This window comes from Paenibacillus tarimensis (genome assembly GCF_021532315.1).
Lineage (GTDB): Bacteria > Bacillota > Bacilli > Paenibacillales > Paenibacillaceae > Paenibacillus_I > Paenibacillus_I tarimensis.
Genome location: NZ_JAKGAO010000027.1, coordinates 1 through 21,251 on the forward strand (window position 1 = coordinate 1; position 21,251 = coordinate 21,251).

Annotated in this window: 15 protein-coding genes; 1 reads left to right on the forward strand and 14 read right to left on the reverse strand. The window is 50.8% G+C overall.

The window, feature by feature from the left end; all coding sequences use genetic code 11:
• Nucleotides 1-299: 299 nt before the first annotated feature.
• The 3 genes from L1N82_RS20030 to L1N82_RS20040 form a co-directional block, all read right to left on the reverse strand.
• Nucleotides 300-7,094: a PKD domain-containing protein gene (locus L1N82_RS20030; RefSeq protein ID WP_235289241.1), complete on the reverse strand. Its 6,795-nt coding sequence runs from the start codon at nt 7,092-7,094 to the stop codon at nt 300-302.
• A 24-nt stretch (nt 7,095-7,118) separates the two neighbouring features.
• Nucleotides 7,119-8,051, reverse strand: coding sequence for a copper amine oxidase N-terminal domain-containing protein (locus L1N82_RS20035; RefSeq protein WP_235289242.1), 933 nt, complete (start codon nt 8,049-8,051; stop codon nt 7,119-7,121).
• A gap of 242 nt (nt 8,052-8,293) precedes the next feature.
• Complete coding sequence (locus L1N82_RS20040) at nt 8,294-9,178, reverse strand: nucleotidyltransferase-like protein (RefSeq protein ID WP_235289243.1); 885 nt, start codon at nt 9,176-9,178, stop codon at nt 8,294-8,296.
• A gap of 143 nt (nt 9,179-9,321) precedes the next feature.
• On the opposite strand from L1N82_RS20040, the gene L1N82_RS20045 reads away from it, so the two are divergent.
• On the forward strand, nt 9,322-9,738 hold the full coding sequence (locus L1N82_RS20045) for a YgzB family protein (RefSeq protein WP_235289244.1): 417 nt from the start codon (nt 9,322-9,324) through the stop codon (nt 9,736-9,738).
• An 82-nt stretch (nt 9,739-9,820) separates the two neighbouring features.
• On the opposite strand, the gene L1N82_RS20050 is transcribed toward L1N82_RS20045, so the two are convergent.
• From L1N82_RS20050 to L1N82_RS20100, 11 genes are all read right to left on the reverse strand, one after another.
• Complete coding sequence (locus L1N82_RS20050) at nt 9,821-11,557, reverse strand: glycosyl hydrolase family 18 protein (protein WP_235289324.1); 1,737 nt, start codon at nt 11,555-11,557, stop codon at nt 9,821-9,823.
• Between the two features lie 161 nt (nt 11,558-11,718).
• The gene (gene perR, locus L1N82_RS20055; RefSeq protein ID WP_235289245.1) at nt 11,719-12,141 is read right to left on the reverse strand and encodes a peroxide-responsive transcriptional repressor PerR; all 423 of its coding nucleotides are present in this window, start codon (nt 12,139-12,141) and stop codon (nt 11,719-11,721) included.
• Between the two features lie 87 nt (nt 12,142-12,228).
• Entirely contained in the window at nt 12,229-14,253 is a 2,025-nt protein-coding gene (locus L1N82_RS20060) for a DUF4097 family beta strand repeat-containing protein (RefSeq protein WP_235289246.1), read from the reverse strand.
• 15 nt (nt 14,254-14,268) lie between these two features.
• Nucleotides 14,269-14,910, reverse strand: coding sequence for an MgtC/SapB family protein (locus tag L1N82_RS20065; protein ID WP_328284504.1), 642 nt, complete (start codon nt 14,908-14,910; stop codon nt 14,269-14,271).
• Nucleotides 14,911-15,271: 361 nt separating this feature from the next.
• Complete coding sequence (gene gatB / locus L1N82_RS20070) at nt 15,272-16,714, reverse strand: Asp-tRNA(Asn)/Glu-tRNA(Gln) amidotransferase subunit GatB (protein WP_235289247.1); 1,443 nt, start codon at nt 16,712-16,714, stop codon at nt 15,272-15,274.
• Between the two features lie 33 nt (nt 16,715-16,747).
• Nucleotides 16,748-18,190 carry an Asp-tRNA(Asn)/Glu-tRNA(Gln) amidotransferase subunit GatA gene (gatA, locus tag L1N82_RS20075; protein ID WP_407946793.1) on the reverse strand — a complete coding sequence of 481 codons (1,443 nt, stop codon included), beginning with the start codon at nt 18,188-18,190 and terminating at the stop codon, nt 16,748-16,750.
• 46 nt (nt 18,191-18,236) lie between these two features.
• Entirely contained in the window at nt 18,237-18,524 is a 288-nt protein-coding gene (gatC, locus tag L1N82_RS20080) for an Asp-tRNA(Asn)/Glu-tRNA(Gln) amidotransferase subunit GatC (RefSeq protein WP_235289249.1), read from the reverse strand.
• Nucleotides 18,525-18,683: 159 nt separating this feature from the next.
• Entirely contained in the window at nt 18,684-19,064 is a 381-nt protein-coding gene (locus L1N82_RS20085) for an ATPase (protein WP_235289250.1), read from the reverse strand.
• Between the two features lie 146 nt (nt 19,065-19,210).
• Nucleotides 19,211-20,062, reverse strand: coding sequence for an ABC transporter permease (locus L1N82_RS20090; RefSeq protein ID WP_235289251.1), 852 nt, complete (start codon nt 20,060-20,062; stop codon nt 19,211-19,213).
• A complete protein-coding gene (locus tag L1N82_RS20095; RefSeq protein ID WP_235289252.1) occupies nt 20,059-20,988 on the reverse strand; it encodes an ABC transporter ATP-binding protein in 930 nt (309 codons plus the stop codon). The genes L1N82_RS20090 and L1N82_RS20095 overlap by 4 nt, the downstream gene beginning before the upstream one ends.
• Nucleotides 20,988-21,194: a PLD nuclease N-terminal domain-containing protein gene (locus tag L1N82_RS20100; RefSeq protein ID WP_235289253.1), complete on the reverse strand. Its 207-nt coding sequence runs from the start codon at nt 21,192-21,194 to the stop codon at nt 20,988-20,990. The genes L1N82_RS20095 and L1N82_RS20100 overlap by 1 nt, the downstream gene beginning before the upstream one ends.
• Between the last annotated feature and the right edge of the window lie 57 nt (nt 21,195-21,251).

Genomic DNA, 21,251 nt, shown 5'->3' on the forward strand with positions numbered 1-21,251 from the left:
AATGACAGGGCAGTTCGCTCGTTGTTCAGTTTTCAAAGAACAATCTTTGACAAGACTGTAATTTAGCTTGTCATTTTGTCGACCGACTTTTCAGCGGCGACTTTTATAATATATCATACAGCCTATCTTCAATGCAAGCATTTTTTTGAGAAGTTAATTAGCAAACTTAAACGCCGTTACTCTCAATCTTGCTGACCTCAGAAGCGGCGAAAGTTAATTTATCATAAAGCTGAATATAAAGTCAAGGGCTGCGACGACTTTTTTACACATTAATCGACCAGCCCTTATTTTCATTCAAGTTATTGTCTTCTATGCACCCGGACGGCCTGATACACACTGCCCAGGATTCGAACAGGCACTTCCGCTGTTTTCACCACACCATTCCGGTAGGTAACCGTGAACTTCACGGTATGCAGTCCCTTTGGCAACCCGCCATCAAGTGTACTCCACAAAGGGTTGAACATTTTTCCCGAAAATTGTGTGGAACTAGATTGGCTCAGGATTACCTCGGTTCGCAGCCTTTTATTATCGAGTGACAAAGCTTCTAACTTAGCGGTAAGCTCTTTTACTGGGGCTGGGGAGGTGACAGCTCTCAATAATAATTCCTCTCCTGCGTAAAAATCCTTCGGATGGCTCACCACTTCGTGACCCGCTTTTTTATGATAACTGTACCATTGGTCCGTATGCTGAACATCTCCTGTTAATGTCAACGGAATAACAACAATTCGTTTGACTGCCGAATCTTCGGCTTTTCCATCGGAACAGGTAAGCCTCACACTATAAGAGCCGGGAGACACTCTGTCTAACAAGGGATTCTTGGCCGTAGAAGCAATCCGGGTACCATCGGGCCGGGTGATCTGCCATTGGTATGTCAGAGTATCGCCGTCAGGATCAGTGGATCGATTAATAAGCTGCAGGTTGTCCCCTTCATAAACCGGCTTGGGCTCCCAGTCAAAGTCTGCAATAGGCGGCCTATTCGTTTCTATATAAAAGAACTTGGGCGCGCTCCACTCTCCCCAATCATAGCCATCATTAGATCTCACTCTCACATACATGTTTACGTGTTCCGGCAAGTCTACGCTCGGGAGCCACGATGCCCTGTTGCCATTCAGCACTCCTGAATGAATGACCTCATTGCCCCCATATCGATAAATTTTAACCTCGTAGCTAGTCTGCGGGTCTGCATCCCCATCCCAGTAACCCCATTTGAAAGTCGGTCGAAGCTCAATAAATTTGGTGGGATTAGCTTGGTCGGAACTAGGCGGTACCAAGATATTCGTATTTGGCAGCCGATTATGGATCGTTACGGTACGCGTATACTCAGCTGCTGCCCCTTCCGAATCTTCGACGACCTGCCGGATCGTAAAGGTTCCTAGTGTGCTGAAGGTTTTTACCCAGTTGGTGCGCGATGAACTCTGGAAGCTCTCTGCACCCGATCCATTACGGATATAATACCGATGCATCAAATTCTCTCTTCCGCCATCCTCCAAGTCGTACGCCTGTGAGTCAAAGGTGATATTTACGCCGCGGTACGTATTGATATGGCTGGTTGTAAACCCTGGTACCGGTGGATTATTTGGCGCTGCCAACATGCCAACGTCTATCGATACAACGTGATAGTTACTCCAGGCCGAATATTCATCCCGGACAGCCATACCGATCTCGTATGTGCCGATCTCTTGAGGCGACACAAGCTTGGTAGCCTGGTAATCTCCACTCGGTGAAATATAGTAGAACTTCTTCTCCAATACACCTTTTGTCGCTCGATAATCAATGCCGGTATTTTCGGTCGAATAATGGCTGGCATTCTCATAACGATCCGGATCCCGGCTGTAATCCGTCCACTTGAGCTTGCCATCAGGCTGCTGAGCAACCGTAAAGTTCGCAATTGGCCGCCGGTGGACCGTGATCCGTTCAACAAACTCGTTCGAAGACTTCCGATATGAATCAAACAACATATTTGGCATCCGGTGATCCGGATGCGGATCATCCTTGGCCTTCAGCCTAACGGTGTAGACACCAACTGCATCAAAGGCCAGCTGCTCTGAATTAAAGGTTTTTCCATTCAATCTCGATACTCCTTGGTTATTAATAAACCGTACGTTGTGATCGATGCTCCAGGTGAACCCTTCAGCTGCAGGATCGTTCTCCGAATCTTCATATTTAATCTTGTTGTACTTTACATCTGCTTTGAGCTTATCTTCATCCAGAATCGCATACTGATTAGACCATTCATCATTCTCTGTCACCAGTTTGTACCGCAGGCTGCTGTACGTCATGTAGGACTTGTCAGCGAAGTAGCCGAACCGTCCGCTGCTGTAAGTGGAATCTTCCACTTCAAACAATGGAATGTTATTAAGCTTCACCAGAATTTTATTTCCTGCAAACTTCACCAGGAAGGAGTAAGCTTTTTTGTCCTCCATTGGATAAGCAGCTGAACCGAGCTCTGTTCGCTGACCATTCACATATTTGACAAGCCGCACGGTCTGGCCGTTTGTTTCAACAGCATACCGGTTCAGTAGATTGGACTGAATTCGGAATGAAAAGCCGGCCCACTCTTTGTCGTAGTCCACATCTTCCATGGTCAAGGAATAGCGGACTTCTGCGTTGTCCAGGTTTACATCAGAGTAGAACTGGCCGTTTGTGAACGACTTGACCACTGCCTCTTTCGTACTCGGCTGACCAACAGATACGCTCATGTTCATAGTACTAGCCTTGTCGTGGTAGCTTTGGCCAATCGTAACATACACACCATCACCGAAATATTCAGCAAAAATAGTGTAATTACTGCAAGTAGAACCTGCTTTACCCACAAGATTATTACCTGAATAAACAGAATGGCTTCCTCGCCGGGCATCCCAGCCCCCGCATGCAGCTGATCCGTCATCGAATGTGGTTCGGTTACCTTCAATGGTCGTTGTGCCATTTGCACTGAGGTACCGCTCTCCATTCCAACGCATGGTATACTTTGGTCCACTATCAAGCTGCTTATCTCCATAATGGTAAAGGCTAAGATCATCCCGGCTCTCGTAATTTGTCTTTCGTTCCTTAATAGCGCCTGTGCGCATATCCAGTGCTACGACATCTTCAGCTCCCGGTGAAGGCATGATATCACCCGGTCTTACGTAGTTCCAATATACCTTGGCTAATGCGGTTCCAGATCCTACATCAAGCGCTACTTGGGCGTCTTGGTCACTTGCTCCTATATTTGACCAGAACAAGGTACTGCGTAGGGGACCGCTGCGCTTTCCCGGCTTCAAGTAAGTCCGCCAAGCAAGGGTGAAATCAGAATTATACTTCGTGACATTTAGATCGTCATGCTCTTTAGTGCCGTTCGAGTAGTACTGGTACGCATAAATGTTGCCTTCCGCATCGACATTGTAGCTTTTTCCGGCGTTAAATACGTAGGACGCTGATGCCCGTGCATTCTCTTTTTGAACGGGCCGGTTCCAGATTGCATGACGAACCACTTCAAAATTCATATTCATTTCCACCCAATGGATGCGCTGCGTACCACCGTTACCGTCAAACCAGTACATGGCGACATTCTTACCCTTAGTGTGGTTGAATTTGTAGCCCCAGTAGGCATTAGCCAGTGTTACGGTTTCAGGCTTATCGAAAGTGCTTCGAATCTCTTCGCCAGTAAATGCATCCAACACCGCAAACTCATAGTATTTCTGGTTTGGTTCTGGACCGCGTACCGAACCTTCCCAAAGCCGTTGCACAAAGAGATAGCGGCCATCTACAAGCTCCCAGTTAACAATATTTCTATCGGAGGACATATAAGCCGTCCGACCATCTGCCAGTGTCACTTCACGTCCGTTTGGCCAGTAATGAATAAACTCATATGGACTCTGGCCGCTCTTGTAGTCAAATTTTATATAATTCTGATATGGCCCATAAACATCATTTAAGCCAGACATTTTTGCTGGGTTTACAGCATAGATCTTGTCTCTGTGTACCGTCTCTCCTGACGAATTCCGAGTGGTATTTGGCTTAAAGAAATAGATGAGCTTCTTGTTAGAGCGAATCTTATCCAGTTCATCTCGATACCACATGATAGGATCTTTGGTGTCGGGATCAATCATCTTTTCAGATTGGATCGATGTCATAGACTCCACAGATCGCCACGGCGATAAGCGATTCGTACCATAACCATTATTGGTTAATGGAAAAGCAAGCGTCCAGGGGCCATTACCGCCAGCCGATGCCACATCGTAAAAATCCTGCTGCTGCGGACCAAAGTTCCGGCCTTCCCCACTGACCAGATTGTTCCCTGCAGCTGACCATAAGTTTTCCTTGCTGTAGACTTGACTGTTGCTGTTAGTCACATACACCGGCCATCCCAGCATTTCGCTTGGCTTTATAGTTATATACGGATCAAGATCCGGATTTGGGTTAAGTCCTTCCATACTGAAGGAAACCTCTGGTGCCTGGTTCACCACATCCATTGTACGTGTCACTTCGCTGGCATACATCGTATCTGCTGTCTTGCCGCCATCTTCGGTTACCTTCACATAAAACAGGTATTTACCGACCTTCTGTGGCTTGAAGGAAAGCTTGGTTAGTTCGCCATGTATGGTTTGCCATTCGTCATCCGCAAAACCATTATTATTCCTATCATACTTATACATATAGTCGGATTTAATGATTGGGTCACCATCTGGGCTGTAAGACTTATTAAGAATTTGCGAGGTTTCGTTACGAATACCGACTGCAGGAGCCTCTATAACCGCTACAGGAGGAATATCCGGCCTGACCGTGATATAGCAGTAATCTGCATACTCTGATTTCCGGCCCACACTGTCGTAGACATGCAAGCTAACCTGTACCGTAATGTTATCGGTCGTATCATTCTGATAAATGGTTTGTTTGTTGGTCCACTCGTCCCTGGAATGATCAATGCTCTTTCCGTAATCGGGGCTGTAGCTTCGGCTGGAGTCAAAGAGACTTGGATCGATATACCGGCCCGCTTTGACTATGGCCGGACAGCCAGCGATGGGTACAGGCGCTTTTGATCGCACATAAATGGTGGCTGAAGCAGTAGCTGATGCTCCGAATTCATCCCGTATAGTTGCCGATACGGTATGATAGCCTGGCGTGTCCATCTCGATATTGTAAGTACCCCATTCGGCAACAGTAGCTTTGGATGGTAACGTCTTCGCCCAATCACTATCCTCATCAAAATGCCATGCCGAGAAATAAAGATCGTCCCCGTCCGGATCGTAAGGAGTAGGAACGGATGGATCATTGATTACAACCAGGTGCATAGTGGTGCCTTCCACCACTTCGGTCACCGGCTTTCGTACATTATCTGGCATTACCCAAGCCAATTGGAGTTCAGGTGGCCTGTTATTTTGAGCTGCATTTACTGTTAACGGTTTGGTGCTCATCCAGTCCGATTCACCACAGCTTGTCGAGATCTTGATGCTCACATTATGGACCCCTACTCCAATAACCCATGGATATGTACTGTAGGAATACGATGTATCGGCTGTTTTACTGCTCTCCCAAGGGGTTAGAAATATGCCGCCTCGTTCGATTTTGTACCGGTGACCGATATACTCACAGCTACTCAACTGAAAGTCCTTCGGACGAATGGTGAAGGGCTCCCGGTAGTTAATGGTGCTCGGGATGATATCGAAGTTGCCGGTAAAAGCATTGGCTTTCTCGTAAAAGAATGAGATATATGCTGTGTTCTGTGTTCTCGATAATGTAGCCGTTACCGAAGTACCGTTAGCTACGGTACTGGAATAAGCGCGATAGTTAATGCTGTTGCCCAAGATTGTTCCATAGCTGCCGTTAGCTTGAACAGTATGGTTTCCCATAGGAACAGACTGGGTTTCTTCTGATCCTTGCTGCAGAAATCTACCATTTGAGCCGCTACGGACCATATGCCTGATCTTCAGGGTGCCTAAATCGGTTCCAGCAGCAGGTTCATAAATCTGGTACAGATATAGAGTTTTAAATGAACCATTATATGGTGTGTTCTTCAAACCATTATAGGTGCCTGATGTGTAGCTGCCACCAGAGAAACCAGGATCCGTTCCCGTAGTCGATCTCACATGCCCTATAAAAGTGTAGTTAGGATTCTCCGGCGGTGTGAACGGATAGGTTTGGTTTAATTCAAGGTTGACCTGCTGATCCGGAAAAACACTGGATATGCTTTTCCCGTCCTTGGTGACATGTTTTACGATGGCCTTACCGCCAGCTTTCTTGTAGTAATAATTGACAATATATGTATCGAAGTTACCGGAATACGTAAACTTAGATGGCGTACCTGTTATGATACTTCCGGATGGCGTTTCACCGTTATTAGAACTCTTATACCCTACGTATTCATAGTCTGTATGTTCAGGTGGGTTTGCAGGGTACTGTTGACCTACCGTCATTGAATTAGTACTGTTTTGAAACACACTGTTTAAGCTTGTCCCATCCGTAAGGTAATGGTTTGTTTTAATCTGACCAGCGTAAGTGAACTCGAATAAGACAGGGAAGTAATATCGGTAAGCTTGCACACTATCGTTACACTGAGGGCAAGGATCTCCCCCCTCTGAATCTCTTCGAACATCAAATGGCATAGGCGCGTCCAATGTACCATTCAACCCTACATTAAAAGAAACTTTGGATGTTCCTTTCCCATCCAACCCAGAAACCACTGGGCTACCTGTCACTGTACCAAAGTAGTCTTTATATGATGCATAATTATCTTTTGAAGTTCGAGAACCATCAAAATATTCAATATGTTTTATATTGCTCTGGTCAAACCGAGTGATTTTAACATCCTGAATAACGCGATTTGTTGCCGTAAAGGTATACCCATGGTTCAAATCGTTAGGTGTAACAGTAGCCCCGGGGGGCTTTTGTGTCCAACCCCCGGAGCCTTTCCATATCTCATAATACATAAAGCCTACCGCATATCGTTTCAGTGGATTTCCTTCATCACTTTTATCTTGATAGAGCTGAACATGAGCGTTTGAAAAGCTGGGAGCAGCGGCGGCTTTCCGTGAAGGGAGTAATTCTAAAAAAGGTAGAAAAAATGGTGCGACAATTGTTAGGATAAGGCACAACGCCAAGTATTTCTTACGAATCATTTATGATTTCACGTCCTGCCTGCATTATTTAAGATAATTTTTAATAAGAATTGCTGCATCGTTATATTCTTGAAAACCGATGTACTCAATATCTTTTAGTTTGAGGTTTTCGTAGTCCTGGATATTAAGGAGATATAGATCATTTGGATGAACCACTCGGTTGTACTGAATCCTTGTATCTCCAAACGTATCTCTTCCCGATTGAGTTTCAGGTCTTAATTTGGTCTCTTCTCCAGACTGTAAGAAGTAAATATTCATACCCATCTTACTTACTTTGGTCGATGCTATTCTTACAAGCTCTTCCCCTTCAGGAGTCGTTCCTTTATCTACTCGATAAAAAATATTTCCATTTATAACAACAGGAAAATCTTTTTCTGTTAACACATTTACTTTTGTATGAGGTTTCAACTTGGAGTCTTCAATGGCTGATTTCGCTTGTTTCCCCTCATAGTATTTTAGGAATGGCTTGATATCCTGAGCTTTCACCACATCCCCAATCTTCGGCACATCCTTGCTGCCGATCCACACAAACTGATTCAGCGAATCCCATTCTACCTTCACGCCTAACCCTTCCGAGATAAAGCGCAAAGGAACCATTGTACGGCCGTTGATAGCCGATGCTGGCTGACCAAGCTTCAGCTGCTTACCGTTTACCGTTGCCTTGCTTGCGCCGATGGTCAATTTAACCGTCCTATCTCCCTTTACAATCGTAATGTCCTTCCCTTTCAGCGAAAGCTTACCGCCAAGGTTCTCCGAGACAAAACGAACCGGAACCATTACCGACCCATTCTTGTTGATTGGCTTCTGATCCGGGAAGGACACCTTCCGGGCGTTGATCAATACTTCCAGCGACAGCTTGTAGTTCATCTTCACCGTTGCTGCAGAGGCCGGTTGTCCAAGCGCGCCCAGTCCCATAATCAGTGCCAAACCTATCATAAGCTTCTTTGCTTTCTTCATCATAAAATCCCCTTTGCGGATATAGTCGACAAAATAATTGTCCTTTTTCTATAATACGGTACTATTTTCCTATATTGCCAGTAAAAATTGTGCGACCGATAAGGAGTTCTTATCTCCCATTGCACAAAAAAACACCCGCCCCCGCATGTCGAAAACATGCATGGGCGGGTGCTTCCCACCGTTCATTCATCTGGATTGATTATACAGCGACTCCCAGATATACGCAATAGATAGATTTATATCTAGGCTTCCTGGGCAAGAGGAGCATACATTAGTTCAATTGAATCCGTATCGCCCGATTCGGGGATAACGGCTACTTCGCGGATAAGGCCGCGTTTGACCAGCTTTTGCAGCAGCAGCGCATAGTCCAGCTTGAGCGCCTGCAGGCCGGGATGCTCAGACAAATCCATCACATTCCACGGTTCTTCACGGCCTTCCATGACTTCAAGCAGCAGGGTGCAGCAGGACTTCATATTACTCATGACCTGGAACTCACAAGCCAGCAGAACCAGATGAACACGCTGCTCCAGCGTTTCAGGGCTAACGGTCAGTTCATCGTACAGCTTATAAATGCCTGGATTGATTTTCCGGATCTGCGCCCACACGGTCACTTCCGGATGCACACCCGCTTCAATAAGCGAAATATGCGCCCAGTGATGCAGGGAATTCAGGATACAGCTGTGCGCGTCAAGGATGTTGCCGTCCTGTAGATTTTGCTTCGCCTGGAGATAGGTGCGGAGAAAAGCGGAAAACTCCGCCAGCTTTTTCTGCTTGCGCAGCTCTTCAGGAAATACAGCCAGACGCTGCTTCATGTGCGACATGTATTCGCCCTGTTCGAACAAAATTTCACCCCGCAAGAGCCATGGTATAATATTTCGATTCTCATTACCCGTCAGCCAATATTCCAGCGTATCAGGCGCTATAGTGCGAATCTGAATTCGCTGACCGTCACTTGTGACATGCTCAATACCTTGATCATACGGCAGATTATTCCTTACAGCCAGCAGCAGCAGATCCATGCCGTCAATTAGCGGATTATACGAGAATGGATTGTCCACTGCGAGCAGTCCAAGTAAACCATCCTTCTCGATGAGTCTGTCTAGCAGAAGCGTCTTTGTCATCTTCATCACACAAATCCCCCATATAGCTTAGTGCCTCTCTTTAAGCTATAATAAATATCTGCGGTATGTAGTAATGTTCGACAACAAGAGACCGTTTCCTGCTAAGGGGAGCGTCTTAAAGCTCTTTTTCATGGAAGGATGAAGACTGCATGTTTTTTAAATCAGCCAAAATTAATGAATTCCGTCTCTGGGGACTTGTTTTTACATTACTTGGCATGGGCCTCATGATAGCAGGTACTGCTGGCATTGTATTCTGGGGAGGACAAGCAGGCAAAATATTCGCAGCTGTCTTCATGGTCATCGGCATGATCGCCATGTTAATCAGTGTCGGCATTTACTTCTGGGCAGGCATGCTCTCAACCAGCGCCATTATGCTGCAGTGTCCGGAATGCGGCAAGCAGACCAAGATGCTGGGCAAAACAGACCGTTGCATGTTCTGCAGAACCATGCTGACGCTCGATCCGAAGGCCGCCACCGAAATACCCGCAGAACCGGCAGCATCAGCACCCGATAACGCAATCGATGCTGCTGATACAGCTCCATCCCAATCGACACCAGGCCGTTAATGCTCGCAGTATTCATATCAGCTAACAAAGAAGCTTCCCGCAGCTGATGCGGGAAGCTTCTTCTTTTGTTTACCTATGGAGATTAAGGGCGCTTGTTCAGCCCTTCCTCAATCGTCGACCAAATCGCAGGCTTCTGGAAGCTGCGCTGCCAGCTTGCGACTCCGCCCAAATCATACTTGCGCACCAGTGCAATCCGGGCGGCCATGGAGGTTTCATCCTCGAGCCAAATCCGGTTCAGCGCGCCATCTTCCTTGTACTCGACATAATTCTGGCCAGTGTCCGGCTGAAAGACAGGCTTCAGCTTTTTCTCCCGGATCAGTTCTTCTGCCGCTTCCATACCAATCGCCTTGGAAGTAACCTTGACCGTCCCGTCCTTCTGTTTAGTCTCTGTCCAGATCCGCGTATACAGCGGCAGGCCAAGCAGCAGCTTGCGCGGCGGCACGCCATCCTCCTCCAGAATCCGTGTCACGGACCGCTCCACCCAAGGAAGCGAAGCAACCGAGCCAGCCACCGGGCTGGAGCCCCAGTGCTCGTCATAAGCCATGAGCATCATGTAATCCACCGTTTGGCCGAGTGCGGCGCGGTCGAGGAAGACCGACCACATCTCACTGTTGGACTTAGGAGTCACATCAATGGATACAACCAGATTCTGCTCATGGGCAAGCGGGGTAAACTCCCGTACGAACTGGACCAGATTCTCCTTGTCCCTCGTATAAACATTCTCAAAATCAATATTAATGCCCTGGAGGTTATAAAGCTTAGCATATGACAGCAGCTGCTTGACCATACGGCTTCTTGTTGTATAGCTCTGCAGAGCTTCCGTCGTCAAATCCGGATCAAAGCCGTTGGCAAACAATCCCCAAACCTGCATCCCGCGATTATGAGCCCAAGCAACATAATTCTTGTCACCCTTCATGCGAATGGTACCGTCACCCTCTACAAGCTCCATCCAGGTCGGGCTTACCACATTAACGCCAGGCATGTCCCCAATCTTACTGGTATCCGGCTGCCGGGAATAGACTGCTTCCCAAGTGAGGTTGATCTTCTCGCCAAGCACCTTCCACGCGATAAAAGGCTCCTCCTGCTTCGGCGCTTCGGCCTCTTCAACACCGGTAAAAATAATGTCCGACTTGTCGGCATAGCCCAAATGCCCTGCCGGTCCCTGCACACGGTACCAGCCTTCCGCTTCTCCCCAAATTCGTACTCCATCGCCGCCCTTGACTTTCTCCACAATAGCTGCGCGAATCGTTGGCTCCTCCCGGATTGCAGTCACATCCTCCATCACCGCCTGCCCTCTCTGAACGGCCTGGCCCGGCATAAGCAGCGTTACGATTCCCGTTGCTTCAGCCAAATCAGCCGTTAGACCCGACAGCTCCTCCACCGGGGTCAGCGGTATATATATCTGATCGTCCTGCTTCTCTGCCGCGAAGGCAAGCTCGAACGGCTTCTGGTTGAGCGTCGCTGTCAAGGCCTCCGTCTTCATATGCAGCACTCTATCCCCTGTCGTCATAATAATGGATTCACTATCTGCCTCATACCGTATGGGCAGCTTGTCTGCGAACACCTCCTGCAGCAGCTCCAGCGGGAGCTTAATCTGCTGCCCCTCGAGAATAGCCTGGCCTTCGAGAAGGTCTCCTTGATAAACAACCGGGTTCGTATACCCGTATTCAGGCACTTTCATTTCTGTGTTCGGAATGTAATTCAACCATACCCAGTAACCTGCCGCCACAGCGGCTGTAATAAACATAACCGTCAGCATAAAACGGACAAAACCATTTCCCCTTCTCCTGCGCGGCGGCTTGATCATGCGCGCCTGCATCGTTTCCAATGAACGTTCCTCCCCGCTCTCCCTGTTGCTTGTCTATGATTCGGTAAAAAAATAAAAACGTACAGCGGCCGGCAGGTTATATTGTCCCGCACCTCTGTACGTATGTTGACGACCGGCCCGGCCGTTTGGTTCTATTAATCGGATACCCATCACTACTTCAAGCAGCTGCCGCACACGCCGTAAATTTCCATTCTGTGCCCTTCTACGACAAAGCCTGTTTCCTTAGATGCCGCGCGCTCCACATCCAGCAGGGGCGGATAAGCAAAGTCCACGATTGAACCGCAGCATTTGCATATGGCATGATAATGATCAGATAAATCCGCATCAAACCGGCTGGAAGAATCCCCGTAGGTAAGCTCCCTTACCAGACCGGCTTCAACGAACAATCTCAGGTTGTTGTAGATGGTTGCGACGCTCATGCTTGGAAATTGTGGCGATAGCGCCTTATAAATTTCATCAGCTGTCGGGTGAGTCATCGAATCCATGAGATAGGCCAGAATAGCATGACGCTGCGGGGTCATCCGGACGCCAGTCGATTTCAGTTGTTCCAGAGCTGCAGCAACACTGGTTCCCATTCCCCTCACGCCTTTCTTTAGAAGTATTAGTATTATAAAATCATTTTAAGGGTTACCTTTGATTTTTGTCAATTCAGCCATACGCCATCAGAGCTGGTATTTATATACCGAAATGCTGCTGTTTGCATTGATGTTAATGCGCTGAGCCCCTTCACCAATCTGGCCCTGAATAGTCTTCTTGCTAACCTCCAGCGGCAGATCGGTCTCTATTGAGCCGAAGGTGACGGAGCCTTGGACTGTATAGCTGCCATTGTCCGGAATATAGAGCTCAATCTCGCCAACGGCACTGCCTACGTCCCAGTTCCCCCCTACAGTCGAGCTCTTAATAACGATTCGCCCGTTGAGAGTATCTGCATTCACAGCAGAAGCCGCCTCTGTAATGAGAATCTCGCCATTCTTCGTTTCCGCCTCGATTCTGCCCAAGATGTTCTGGAGCATAACACCGCCATTGGTAACATTCACTGAAACTTCGCCTTCAACACGGACAGCCTCTACCTTCCCGTTAAAGGTCGATGCTTCAATATCACCGGCTATATCGAGCAGCTGGATGCCGCCATTCTTTGTGGAAGCCTTGACCGAACCGCCTGTGTCTTGGATCTTGATCTCCCCGTTTGTATTCTCCACCGTAAGCTTACCAGCAATGCGCACCCCCGCAACCTCAACCGGCCCGTTGAGAACGGTAATAGACATTTTCTGCAGTCCGGAAGGCGCTTCTTCCTCCACTGCACCCGGTTGTTCAGACCCGGATTGTTCAGAATCTGTCTCTGCCGGCTGCTCCACCGTATTGGGAAAACCTACCGCACTTTCAGCACTTTCAGCACTTTCAGCATTTCTACCTTCCCCACTACCGCCACCATTAACCTGTTCGTTAACAGCAGCCCGCTCTCCCTGTTCCGGCTCAGCTGCTGCTTCCCCTTGGCCATCAGGAAGAGCATAATCCGTTTCATTCTCCTGGGCTTGGACTGCCCCCTGGCCTTCTTCCGTCTCATTAACAGCACCAGGTGCCTCCGTCACTTCGTCAGGCATACGCGGGAATGTCACGGTCAGGTTCATTCGCGGCTTCATAGCCCCATTCGTGCCGTATGGCTCCCCTTTAGCCTCAATGGTCATCTTATCCGAGCCGGTAATTTCAACGATTGACTTCTCGGCAATACGGTCTGCTTCCTCCGCATTGTCGAGATCAACCCATACAGTCGCCTTCACCTGCACCTCCTGAACATCACCTTCGCGGACGATTACCTTCCCGTTCGGATTACTGATGACGACAGAAGCAACGGACTCATCCCACGGCGCAATAACAAGTTCTTTCTCGTATCGGCGGCCCTTCTCTTCGGTATAGCCGCTCAGACTGCCAACCTCGGCCTTCCATTGATCAATCCACTTAAACGGCAGTCCCGAAAACTGCGTCACTCCATACGCAGCGACTGCGATCACCACGGCAAGCAGAATACCGCCCATGTCGAACGCCAGCCTTTTCCTGCTCCGGCGCATGCCTACCGCTGCCGCGACCACCTCCGCGCCAAGCGCAATCAGCGCAATCGGCCACCAGCGGCCAAGAAGAGCGATATGATTGCGCTCTGCAATATGATCCCACAGCAGCAGCGCGCCCACTGTTATAATAACAAGAGCAGCTGTCACTCTCCCAAGCCTGTACATACCATAAGACTCCCTTCGCAGCACCAGCAATACACCGATTAACAACAATCCGCCGCCAGTCATGTAATCCCCTGCAACTGCGAGCCAGCTGCTGACCGTGGCTCCAGGGCGGACAAATATCAGCAGCAGCACACCTGCGGCGATCAGCCCAAAGCCCTGCAGCCGTGATAATCCGCCAGTCTCCTCTTCATGCGAATCAGCGGCCGAAGGCGATGTAGCCTGCAGGATGGAATACACGCTCAAGAAATAAAGCACCGGTACCGCCAGACCCAGATATACGATCAGAAGCACATGCCGTCCGCCGCCCGTTCCCGCATAGAAAACAATAGCAGCAACCGCCATTACGGTAGCAACAAGCAGTGCCAGGCCTGAACCCAGGCGCCCGATATACAATTGTCCTGCTCCCGGGATCAGGAAGGAGAGCAGCGTTGCCGTAAGGCGGTTTTTGCCAGACATAGCGTTATCCTCACTTTATTCCATACTAATGCTCTGTACACCTTCCACCGCATGAAGCTTCTCCATGACTGACAAAGGCTCCTCCTGTTTGCGCAGCGATAGATGCAGCCGGATCACATGGCGGTCCTGTGTCATCCCGTTCTCAATCTCCGTCTGCATGGACGCCTTGCGCACCAGTGTCCCATTCGCGAGCAGCAGGCCCTGCAGCTTCTCCATCATATCCGCCCGCTTATCTGTTAGGATCACGAAGACGCGTTCCTTCTTGCCGTTCATGAATCGTCTCTCTGCCTTATTGAGAGCCCACAATGTGAACAGTACAATTATCGTGGCAGAGATGGAGGCAAAATAAAAGCCAGCACCAACCGATAGGCCAATGGCCGATACCACCCAGACCGATGCCGCCGTGGTCAGGCCCGTGATCGACTTACCTGTATGAAGAATCGTCCCAGCGCCCAGAAAGCCGATACCCGTGATGACTGCCGCAGCAAGACGCGCAGGGTCCATCCGGACATTCGTTTCCTCCGCAAACGCTGCAAACCCGTAAGCGGACAACAGCATAAGCAGACAAGAGCCCATGCAAACCATAATATGCGTGCGCAGACCTGCCGCGTGATTATTTTGCTCCCGCTCAAATCCGATAAGACCTCCGAGCAACACCGCTACAAATAACCTTGCAGCCACCTGCATTTCACTAATGTACCAAGGATCAGTCCCGATAGATGGCAATTGATGCTCACGACCTTTCTGCAATATCAGTATTGTAGCATAATGGTTTTAATTACGTGTTAATGAACCATTACTCTTCTTATTGATAAAAAATAACCGAAGCGTGACTATTTTACTCAGTTTTTGTGTTCATGGCACCGGCTGAAAGCAATTCTCAATCAAAACGGGCGGGAGCCCGATTGAGAAGCAGCAGAGAAGAGGCGCACCATTCTGTGCATAACAAAAAACCCTCCATTAAAAGGAGGGCTTACGTATGTTACATGCAGCTTGCCGGGCTGGCTTATCGCTTTGGTTACTGATTCAACCGCTCAACGAGCAGCTTGTTGACAAGAGCCGGGTTCGCCTTGCCTTTGGTTTCCTTCATCACTTGGCCAACGAGGAAGCCGATGGCCTTCTCCTTGCCTGCCTTGTAATCTTCAACCGACTGCGGGTTGTTCGTCACAATCTGATCTACAACCGCCTTGATTGCGCCCTCGTCGCTGATTTGGACCAGACCCTGCTCTTCGACGATCTGCTGCGGCAGCTTGCCGCTCTCCAGCATGGCCTTGAACACGGTCTTCGCAATCTTACTGCTGATCGTGCCCTTCTCCAGCAGGCCAATCATTTCGCCGAGCCCCTGGCCGGTAATCTTCACATCCTCAATATCCAGGTTGTTGGCATTGAGGTAGCCGAGCAGATCGCCCATAATCCAGTTGGATACCGCCTTGGCATCCTTCGTGTAATTCAGGCTCTCCTCGAAGAAATCCGCGAGCTTCTTGGAAGAGGTAATGACACCCGCGTCATAGGACGGCAAGCCGAGTTCGCTTGTGTAACGCGCTTTGCGGGCATCGGGCAGCTCCGGAATCGTCGCGCGCACGCGCGCCTTCCATTCATCGTCAATAAACACCTTCACAAGATCCGGGTCCGGGAAATACCGGTAGTCATGCGCTTCTTCCTTACCGCGCATCGAGATGGTCACACCCTTGGCGTCATCCCAGCGGAGCGTCTCCTGCACAACCGTGCCGCCGGAATCCAGCACTTCAGCCTGGCGCCACTGCTCATACTCCAAACCACGCTGTACACCGCGGAAGGAGTTCATATTCTTCAGCTCGGTACGTGTGCCGAATTTCTCCTGGCCGTAAGGGCGGAGACTGATGTTCGCATCGCAGCGAAGCGAGCCTTCCTCCATCTTGACATCCGATACTTCGCAGTACTGCATGATCGCCTTCAGCTTCTCCAGATATGCCTTCGCTTCCTCAGGCGTGCGGATGTCCGGCTCCGATACGATCTCCACCAGCGGCGTGCCGACACGGTTCAAGTCCACGAGAGACGCATAGCCGCCATCGACGTGTGTCAGCTTGCCCGCATCCTCTTCAAGGTGAAGACGGGTGATGCCGATCCGCTTCGTCTCGCCGTTCACTTCAATGTCGATCCAGCCCTTCTCGCCGATCGGCTTGTCGTACTGCGAGATCTGATACGCCTTCGGCGAATCCGGATAGAAGTAGTTCTTGCGGTCAAATTTGCTCTCTGTCGCAATTTCGCAGTTGAGCGCCATGGCCGCCTTCATCGCATAATCAACCGCCTGGCGGTTCAGCACCGGCAGGACACCCGGATGTCCAAGACATACCGGGCATGTATGTGTATTCGGCGGGGCTCCGAAGGCTGTCGAGCAGCCGCAAAAGATTTTACTGTTCGTATGCAGCTCCACGTGCACTTCAAGCCCGATAACCGTTTCGTATTTCGTTGCTTCCGTCATATATTCGATCCTCCTGCTTCGCTCTCTCGTATCCTACAACTGCGGCCGCAGCTTGTGATGCTCCGTCTGCTGCTCGAATGCGTAAGCCGCGCGAAGTACCGTTGTCTCATCGAATGCCTTCCCGATGATCTGAAGACCGACCGGCAGGCCGTCAGCCAGGCCGCAAGGTACGCTGATCGCCGGGACGCCCGCCAGGTTGACCGGAATCGTACAAATATCATTCAGGTACATCGTGAGCGGATCTTCGACCTGCGTGCCGAGCTTGAACGCTGTCGTCGGAGCCGTAGGCCCGATAATGACATCGAACTTCTCGAATACCTGGTCGAAATCCTGCTTAATAAGCGTACGAACCTTCTGGGCTTTCAGGTAATACGCGTCATAATAACCGGAGCTGAGCGCATACGTGCCAAGCATGATCCGGCGCTTCACTTCCGGACCGAAGCCCTCGCTCCGCGATTTGCGGTACATATCGATCAGGTTATCCGGGTTCTCCGCACGGATGCCGTAGCGCACGCCGTCGAAGCGGGCCAGGTTGGAGGAAGCCTCCGACGAAGCCAGCAGGTAGTAGCATGCAACCGCATATTCCGTATGCGGCATCGACACTTCTTCCCAGACCGCACCCATGCCTTCATAAACGCGAAGCGCATCCATCACGGCTTCCTTCACCTTCGGATCGATACCCTCTCCGAGATATTCCTTCGGCACGCCGATGCGCAGTCCCTTTACATCACCTGTCAAAGCAGCCGTATAGTCAGGTATAGCCACATTCGCTGAAGTCGAGTCCTGCGGATCATGACCGGCAATCGCCTGCAGCACATACACCGAATCTTCCACGTTCTTCGTAACCGGACCAATCTGGTCCAGCGACGAGGCAAACGCGACCAGACCAAAGCGTGAAACCAGGCCATAGGTCGGCTTAAGTCCGACAACACCGCAGTATGCCGCAGGCTGGCGGATCGAGCCGCCCGTGTCAGAGCCAAGCGAGAAGTACACTTGTCCGGCAGCAACGGCAGCTGCCGAGCCGCCGCTGGAACCGCCAGGAACGCGTTCCTTGTCCCACGGGTTGGTTGTAACCGCATAGCTGGAATTCTCTGTCGAGCCGCCCATTGCAAATTCATCCATGTTCAGCTTGCCAATTGTGACCGACTGAGCAGCCTTTAGCTTCTTCATGACCGTCGCATCATAGATCGGGTCATAGTTGCTGAGAAACTGGCTTGCGCAGGTCGTCGTAAGCTTGTCTGTAACAATATTGTCCTTGATGCCCGCTGGTAAACCAAACAGAAGGCCGCGCTCTCCGCCTTCCTGGAGCACCTTGTCCAGCTGCGCAGCGGCTGCGCGGGCATTTTCCTCATCGAGCGTTATAAACGCCTTGACCGCCGGCTCTGTCTCCGCAATTCTGCGGTAGGACGCATCCACCAGATCGGTGACGGTGATTTCCTTGCTGTGAAGTTGATTATGTAAATCCTGCAGGCGCATATCAAAAGCTGCCAACAGCGGTTCCTCCCTTCAATAGTGCACCAAATTATTCAAGTACTGCCGGTACGCGGAATTGCCCGTCTTCTTCATCCGGGGCATTGCGCATGACATCTTCAATCGGCCAGGACGGTCTTGTCTCATCCTCACGAAGCACATTCGTGATCGGCAGCACATGGCTGGTCGCCTCTACGTTATCCGTGTCCAGCTCATTAAGCTTCTCCGCATATTTTAAAATCGCATTCAGCTGGTCCGCAAACGTCGTCTTCTCCTCATCGGTAAGCGTAAGACGCGCGAGATTCGCGACATGGTCAACATCTTTAATCGTAATGCTCATCGCTTTGATCCTACCTCCTCTAAAATCCGCTAGCTCATTCTTCCTATTATAGCCCAGAGCATGTCCACAACTCAATGCAAAGCGCACACTGCTTCCGCAGTCCTAACGCCTCCAATGGCAAAAAAGCCCTCCCAAGCGGGAGGGCCCTGAAGCGTCAGCTTAAATCCAGGCCTTCAAATTAACCTGCCGGATAAAATCCTCACGCGTCTGTACATCCTTGGCCGGCTCTTCAACTGCTTCTTCCACTTCGCCGCCATTCATAATTCTGCGGAACAGCTCCTCATTATGAGTCGCCAGCGCGAAATCAATCAGCGCCTCCCGCTCCACGCGGTCGGCCTCCTGGCGGATCAGCACCTCTTCCAGCTCGATATCGTCAGCGGGCACGAAGAAATTCTTGCCTGCCTTCGGTACCCTGATCACGTAATCGAATGCATTGTCCGCATTCCGGTCATACGCGATAATATATCCGTAATCTCCGATCGGAAGATTCTGTTCGAATGAATCCGCCACAACGACGATCTTCTGACCCAGCTTCAACATCGCTATCGCCCCCTTGACGCCAGTACCTGTTCGTACAATTCTGTAGATAATATACGAAAACTATCAGGTCTATGATTCTATCCTACAAAAAAATAGAGCCTTGTGCAAATCGAAAGTTACGCACGTTTAAGGGGCAGGATAGAGTGCTAGTCAACGGATGGCTTGGCTCTTAGAGCAATAACTGATCCGGCGCAGGCCGCAGTCAAGCATAATAATGTAATGACAACCGCTCCGGCTGCAGCACTTCCCGGATCTGCGCCTGCCAGCAGGGCGGATGCGTAGGACGGCAGCCTCCCCGGGCTCCATGCCAGCTGCTCCGCATATAGCGAGCAGACAATAGACAGGACAGCTGCTGTCCCAAGAGCCGCAAAAGCTGCGGCGGCACCGCTCTTCAGAAGCGAGCTGAACAGCAGGGTGCAGGTTCCGATAAAAACCAGCCATAAGCCGTACAGCAGCAGGCTTATGAGGAACTTGCCGGCTCCCACCGCTCCGAACAGCACATAGGTATAATACCAGGCTGCAGCATAGCCGGCCGAGAAGGACAGCATCGTAATCGTCAGAAGCCCTGCCCATTTGCTCGTGATAAAGGCCGCTGCCGAGATTGGCTTAGTGAGCATTAGGGCAGCAGTTCCGCTGGCCCGTTCCCCTGACACAACAGCCATGAAGGCGAGCGCTGTAATTAAAGCGCCCATCGTATCGTACTGCCCCAGGGTCTGGGCAAGCACCTCGAATGCCTGCGGCCGCGGAATTTCCATCAGCGCGCTCTCCGGCAGACTTCCAGCGCTGGCCAACAGCTCCGGCAGCATATGCAGCATCACCGGCTGCATGGCGCCAAGCAGAATGAAGACAAGCGGCATCCAGATCAGCTTGAAGCTGCGGAGAGACTCCAGCAGCTCCTTCCGGTAGAGCACCCACCACCGTACGAGCGGTGAAGTAAGCTTGCTGACGGAGCGGCCCGCTGCCACAGTACCACCGGTCATTTTGTCCGGAATCGTCATTGCGCTGCCACCGCCTTCATGAACAAATCCTCCAGTGAGGTATGGCCGAATTCCATCCTGCGAACCGCAATATCTGCTTCCGCCAGTGCCCCAAGGAGATCCCTCCGCGCGGCTGGCACATCGGAGACAACAAGCCGGAAGCCGTCTGCGGTTCGTGAGCGCTCCACAATATAAGGCTTCCCGGTCCCTGCTTCAAGCCAGCGGTCCACCCAAGACATCGCCTGCCCGCTGCCGTCGGTCTGCAGCTCCAGCACCGGCTGCTGATGCTCGCGCCGGATATCCGGCAGCGTTCCCTGGACCGCGACTTTGCCCGCCGCCACAATGATGACATCATCGCACAGTTCCTCGGCATCGGGCAGAACATGCGTGGAGAACAGGACCGTCGTCTCCCGCTTCAGATCCCGCAGCAGCTCCAGCACCTCCCTCCGGCCGACCGGGTCGAGCGCCGATACCGGCTCATCCAGCACAATAAGCCTTGGTTTATGTATGAGGGCCTGTGCAAGACCCAGCCGCTGTTTCATCCCGCCCGAATAGCCTCCAACCCGGCGCTTGCCTGCCTGTTCCAGACCGACACGAATGAGCAGCTCCTTGGCAGCGGCAGCCGCTGCTCTTGCTGTCATGCCGCTTGCTCTGCCGCAGTGCACCAGAAATTCAATGCCGGTCATCCAGCCGTAGAGCGGTGGTGTCTGCGGCAGGTAACCGATTGAAGCCCGGAAGGCATCGGCTTCTGAAGCCCCCGCAAATCGGATCTGTCCCGAGGTTGGCTTCAGCAGGCCGGTCAGCATGCGGATCGTCGTCGTCTTGCCTGCCCCGTTAGGGCCAAGCAGCGCCACGCAGCGGCCTTCCCCGATCGTGAAGCTGACGCCTTTGACCGCCTGTGTCGTGCCAAATGTCTTGGTTACATTCTCTACCCTCATCAGCTCCATCAGTCATTGTTCCTTCCAATTACAAAGAACAGCACCGGTCCGATCAGGTTGCCGAAAATAATAGCCAGCAGCCAGGCCCACTTGGGTCCGCGCGTCCGTTCTGCCCGCAGGCACACGATTATAGCCGTTACCATTAATATCAATTGAAGCGCCAGTACCGGCGCAAGCACCGGCATAAGCTCCTGCAGCTTTGACCAATCGTCCATTCCCGTATCCCCTGTCGTATAAGCTCTATTTTCTCCCCGGCATTCCTCTATCTCTTC

What these genes read in the sequence shown, in the direction of transcription:
- L1N82_RS20060 (WP_235289246.1), bottom strand. Translation starts at nt 14,253, where the DNA reads ATGTCTGGCAAAAACCGCCTTACGGCAACGCTGCTCTCCTTCCTGATC.
- L1N82_RS20040 (WP_235289243.1), bottom strand. Translation starts at nt 9,178, where the DNA reads ATGAAGATGACAAAGACGCTTCTGCTAGACAGACTCATCGAGAAGGAT.
- perR (WP_235289245.1), bottom strand. Translation starts at nt 12,141, where the DNA reads ATGGGAACCAGTGTTGCTGCAGCTCTGGAACAACTGAAATCGACTGGC.
- gatB (WP_235289247.1), bottom strand. Translation starts at nt 16,714, where the DNA reads ATGACGGAAGCAACGAAATACGAAACGGTTATCGGGCTTGAAGTGCAC.
- L1N82_RS20100 (WP_235289253.1), bottom strand. Translation starts at nt 21,194, where the DNA reads ATGGACGATTGGTCAAAGCTGCAGGAGCTTATGCCGGTGCTTGCGCCG.
- L1N82_RS20035 (WP_235289242.1), bottom strand. Translation starts at nt 8,051, where the DNA reads ATGAAGAAAGCAAAGAAGCTTATGATAGGTTTGGCACTGATTATGGGA.
- L1N82_RS20085 (WP_235289250.1), bottom strand. Translation starts at nt 19,064, where the DNA reads ATGTTGAAGCTGGGTCAGAAGATCGTCGTTGTGGCGGATTCATTCGAA.
- L1N82_RS20030 (WP_235289241.1), bottom strand. Translation starts at nt 7,094, where the DNA reads ATGATTCGTAAGAAATACTTGGCGTTGTGCCTTATCCTAACAATTGTC.
- L1N82_RS20045 (WP_235289244.1), top strand. Translation starts at nt 9,322, where the DNA reads ATGTTTTTTAAATCAGCCAAAATTAATGAATTCCGTCTCTGGGGACTT.
- L1N82_RS20050 (WP_235289324.1), bottom strand. Translation starts at nt 11,557, where the DNA reads ATGCAGGCGCGCATGATCAAGCCGCCGCGCAGGAGAAGGGGAAATGGT.
- gatC (WP_235289249.1), bottom strand. Translation starts at nt 18,524, where the DNA reads ATGAGCATTACGATTAAAGATGTTGACCATGTCGCGAATCTCGCGCGT.
- L1N82_RS20095 (WP_235289252.1), bottom strand. Translation starts at nt 20,988, where the DNA reads ATGGAGCTGATGAGGGTAGAGAATGTAACCAAGACATTTGGCACGACA.
- gatA (WP_407946793.1), bottom strand. Translation starts at nt 18,190, where the DNA reads ATGCGCCTGCAGGATTTACATAATCAACTTCACAGCAAGGAAATCACC.
- L1N82_RS20090 (WP_235289251.1), bottom strand. Translation starts at nt 20,062, where the DNA reads ATGACGATTCCGGACAAAATGACCGGTGGTACTGTGGCAGCGGGCCGC.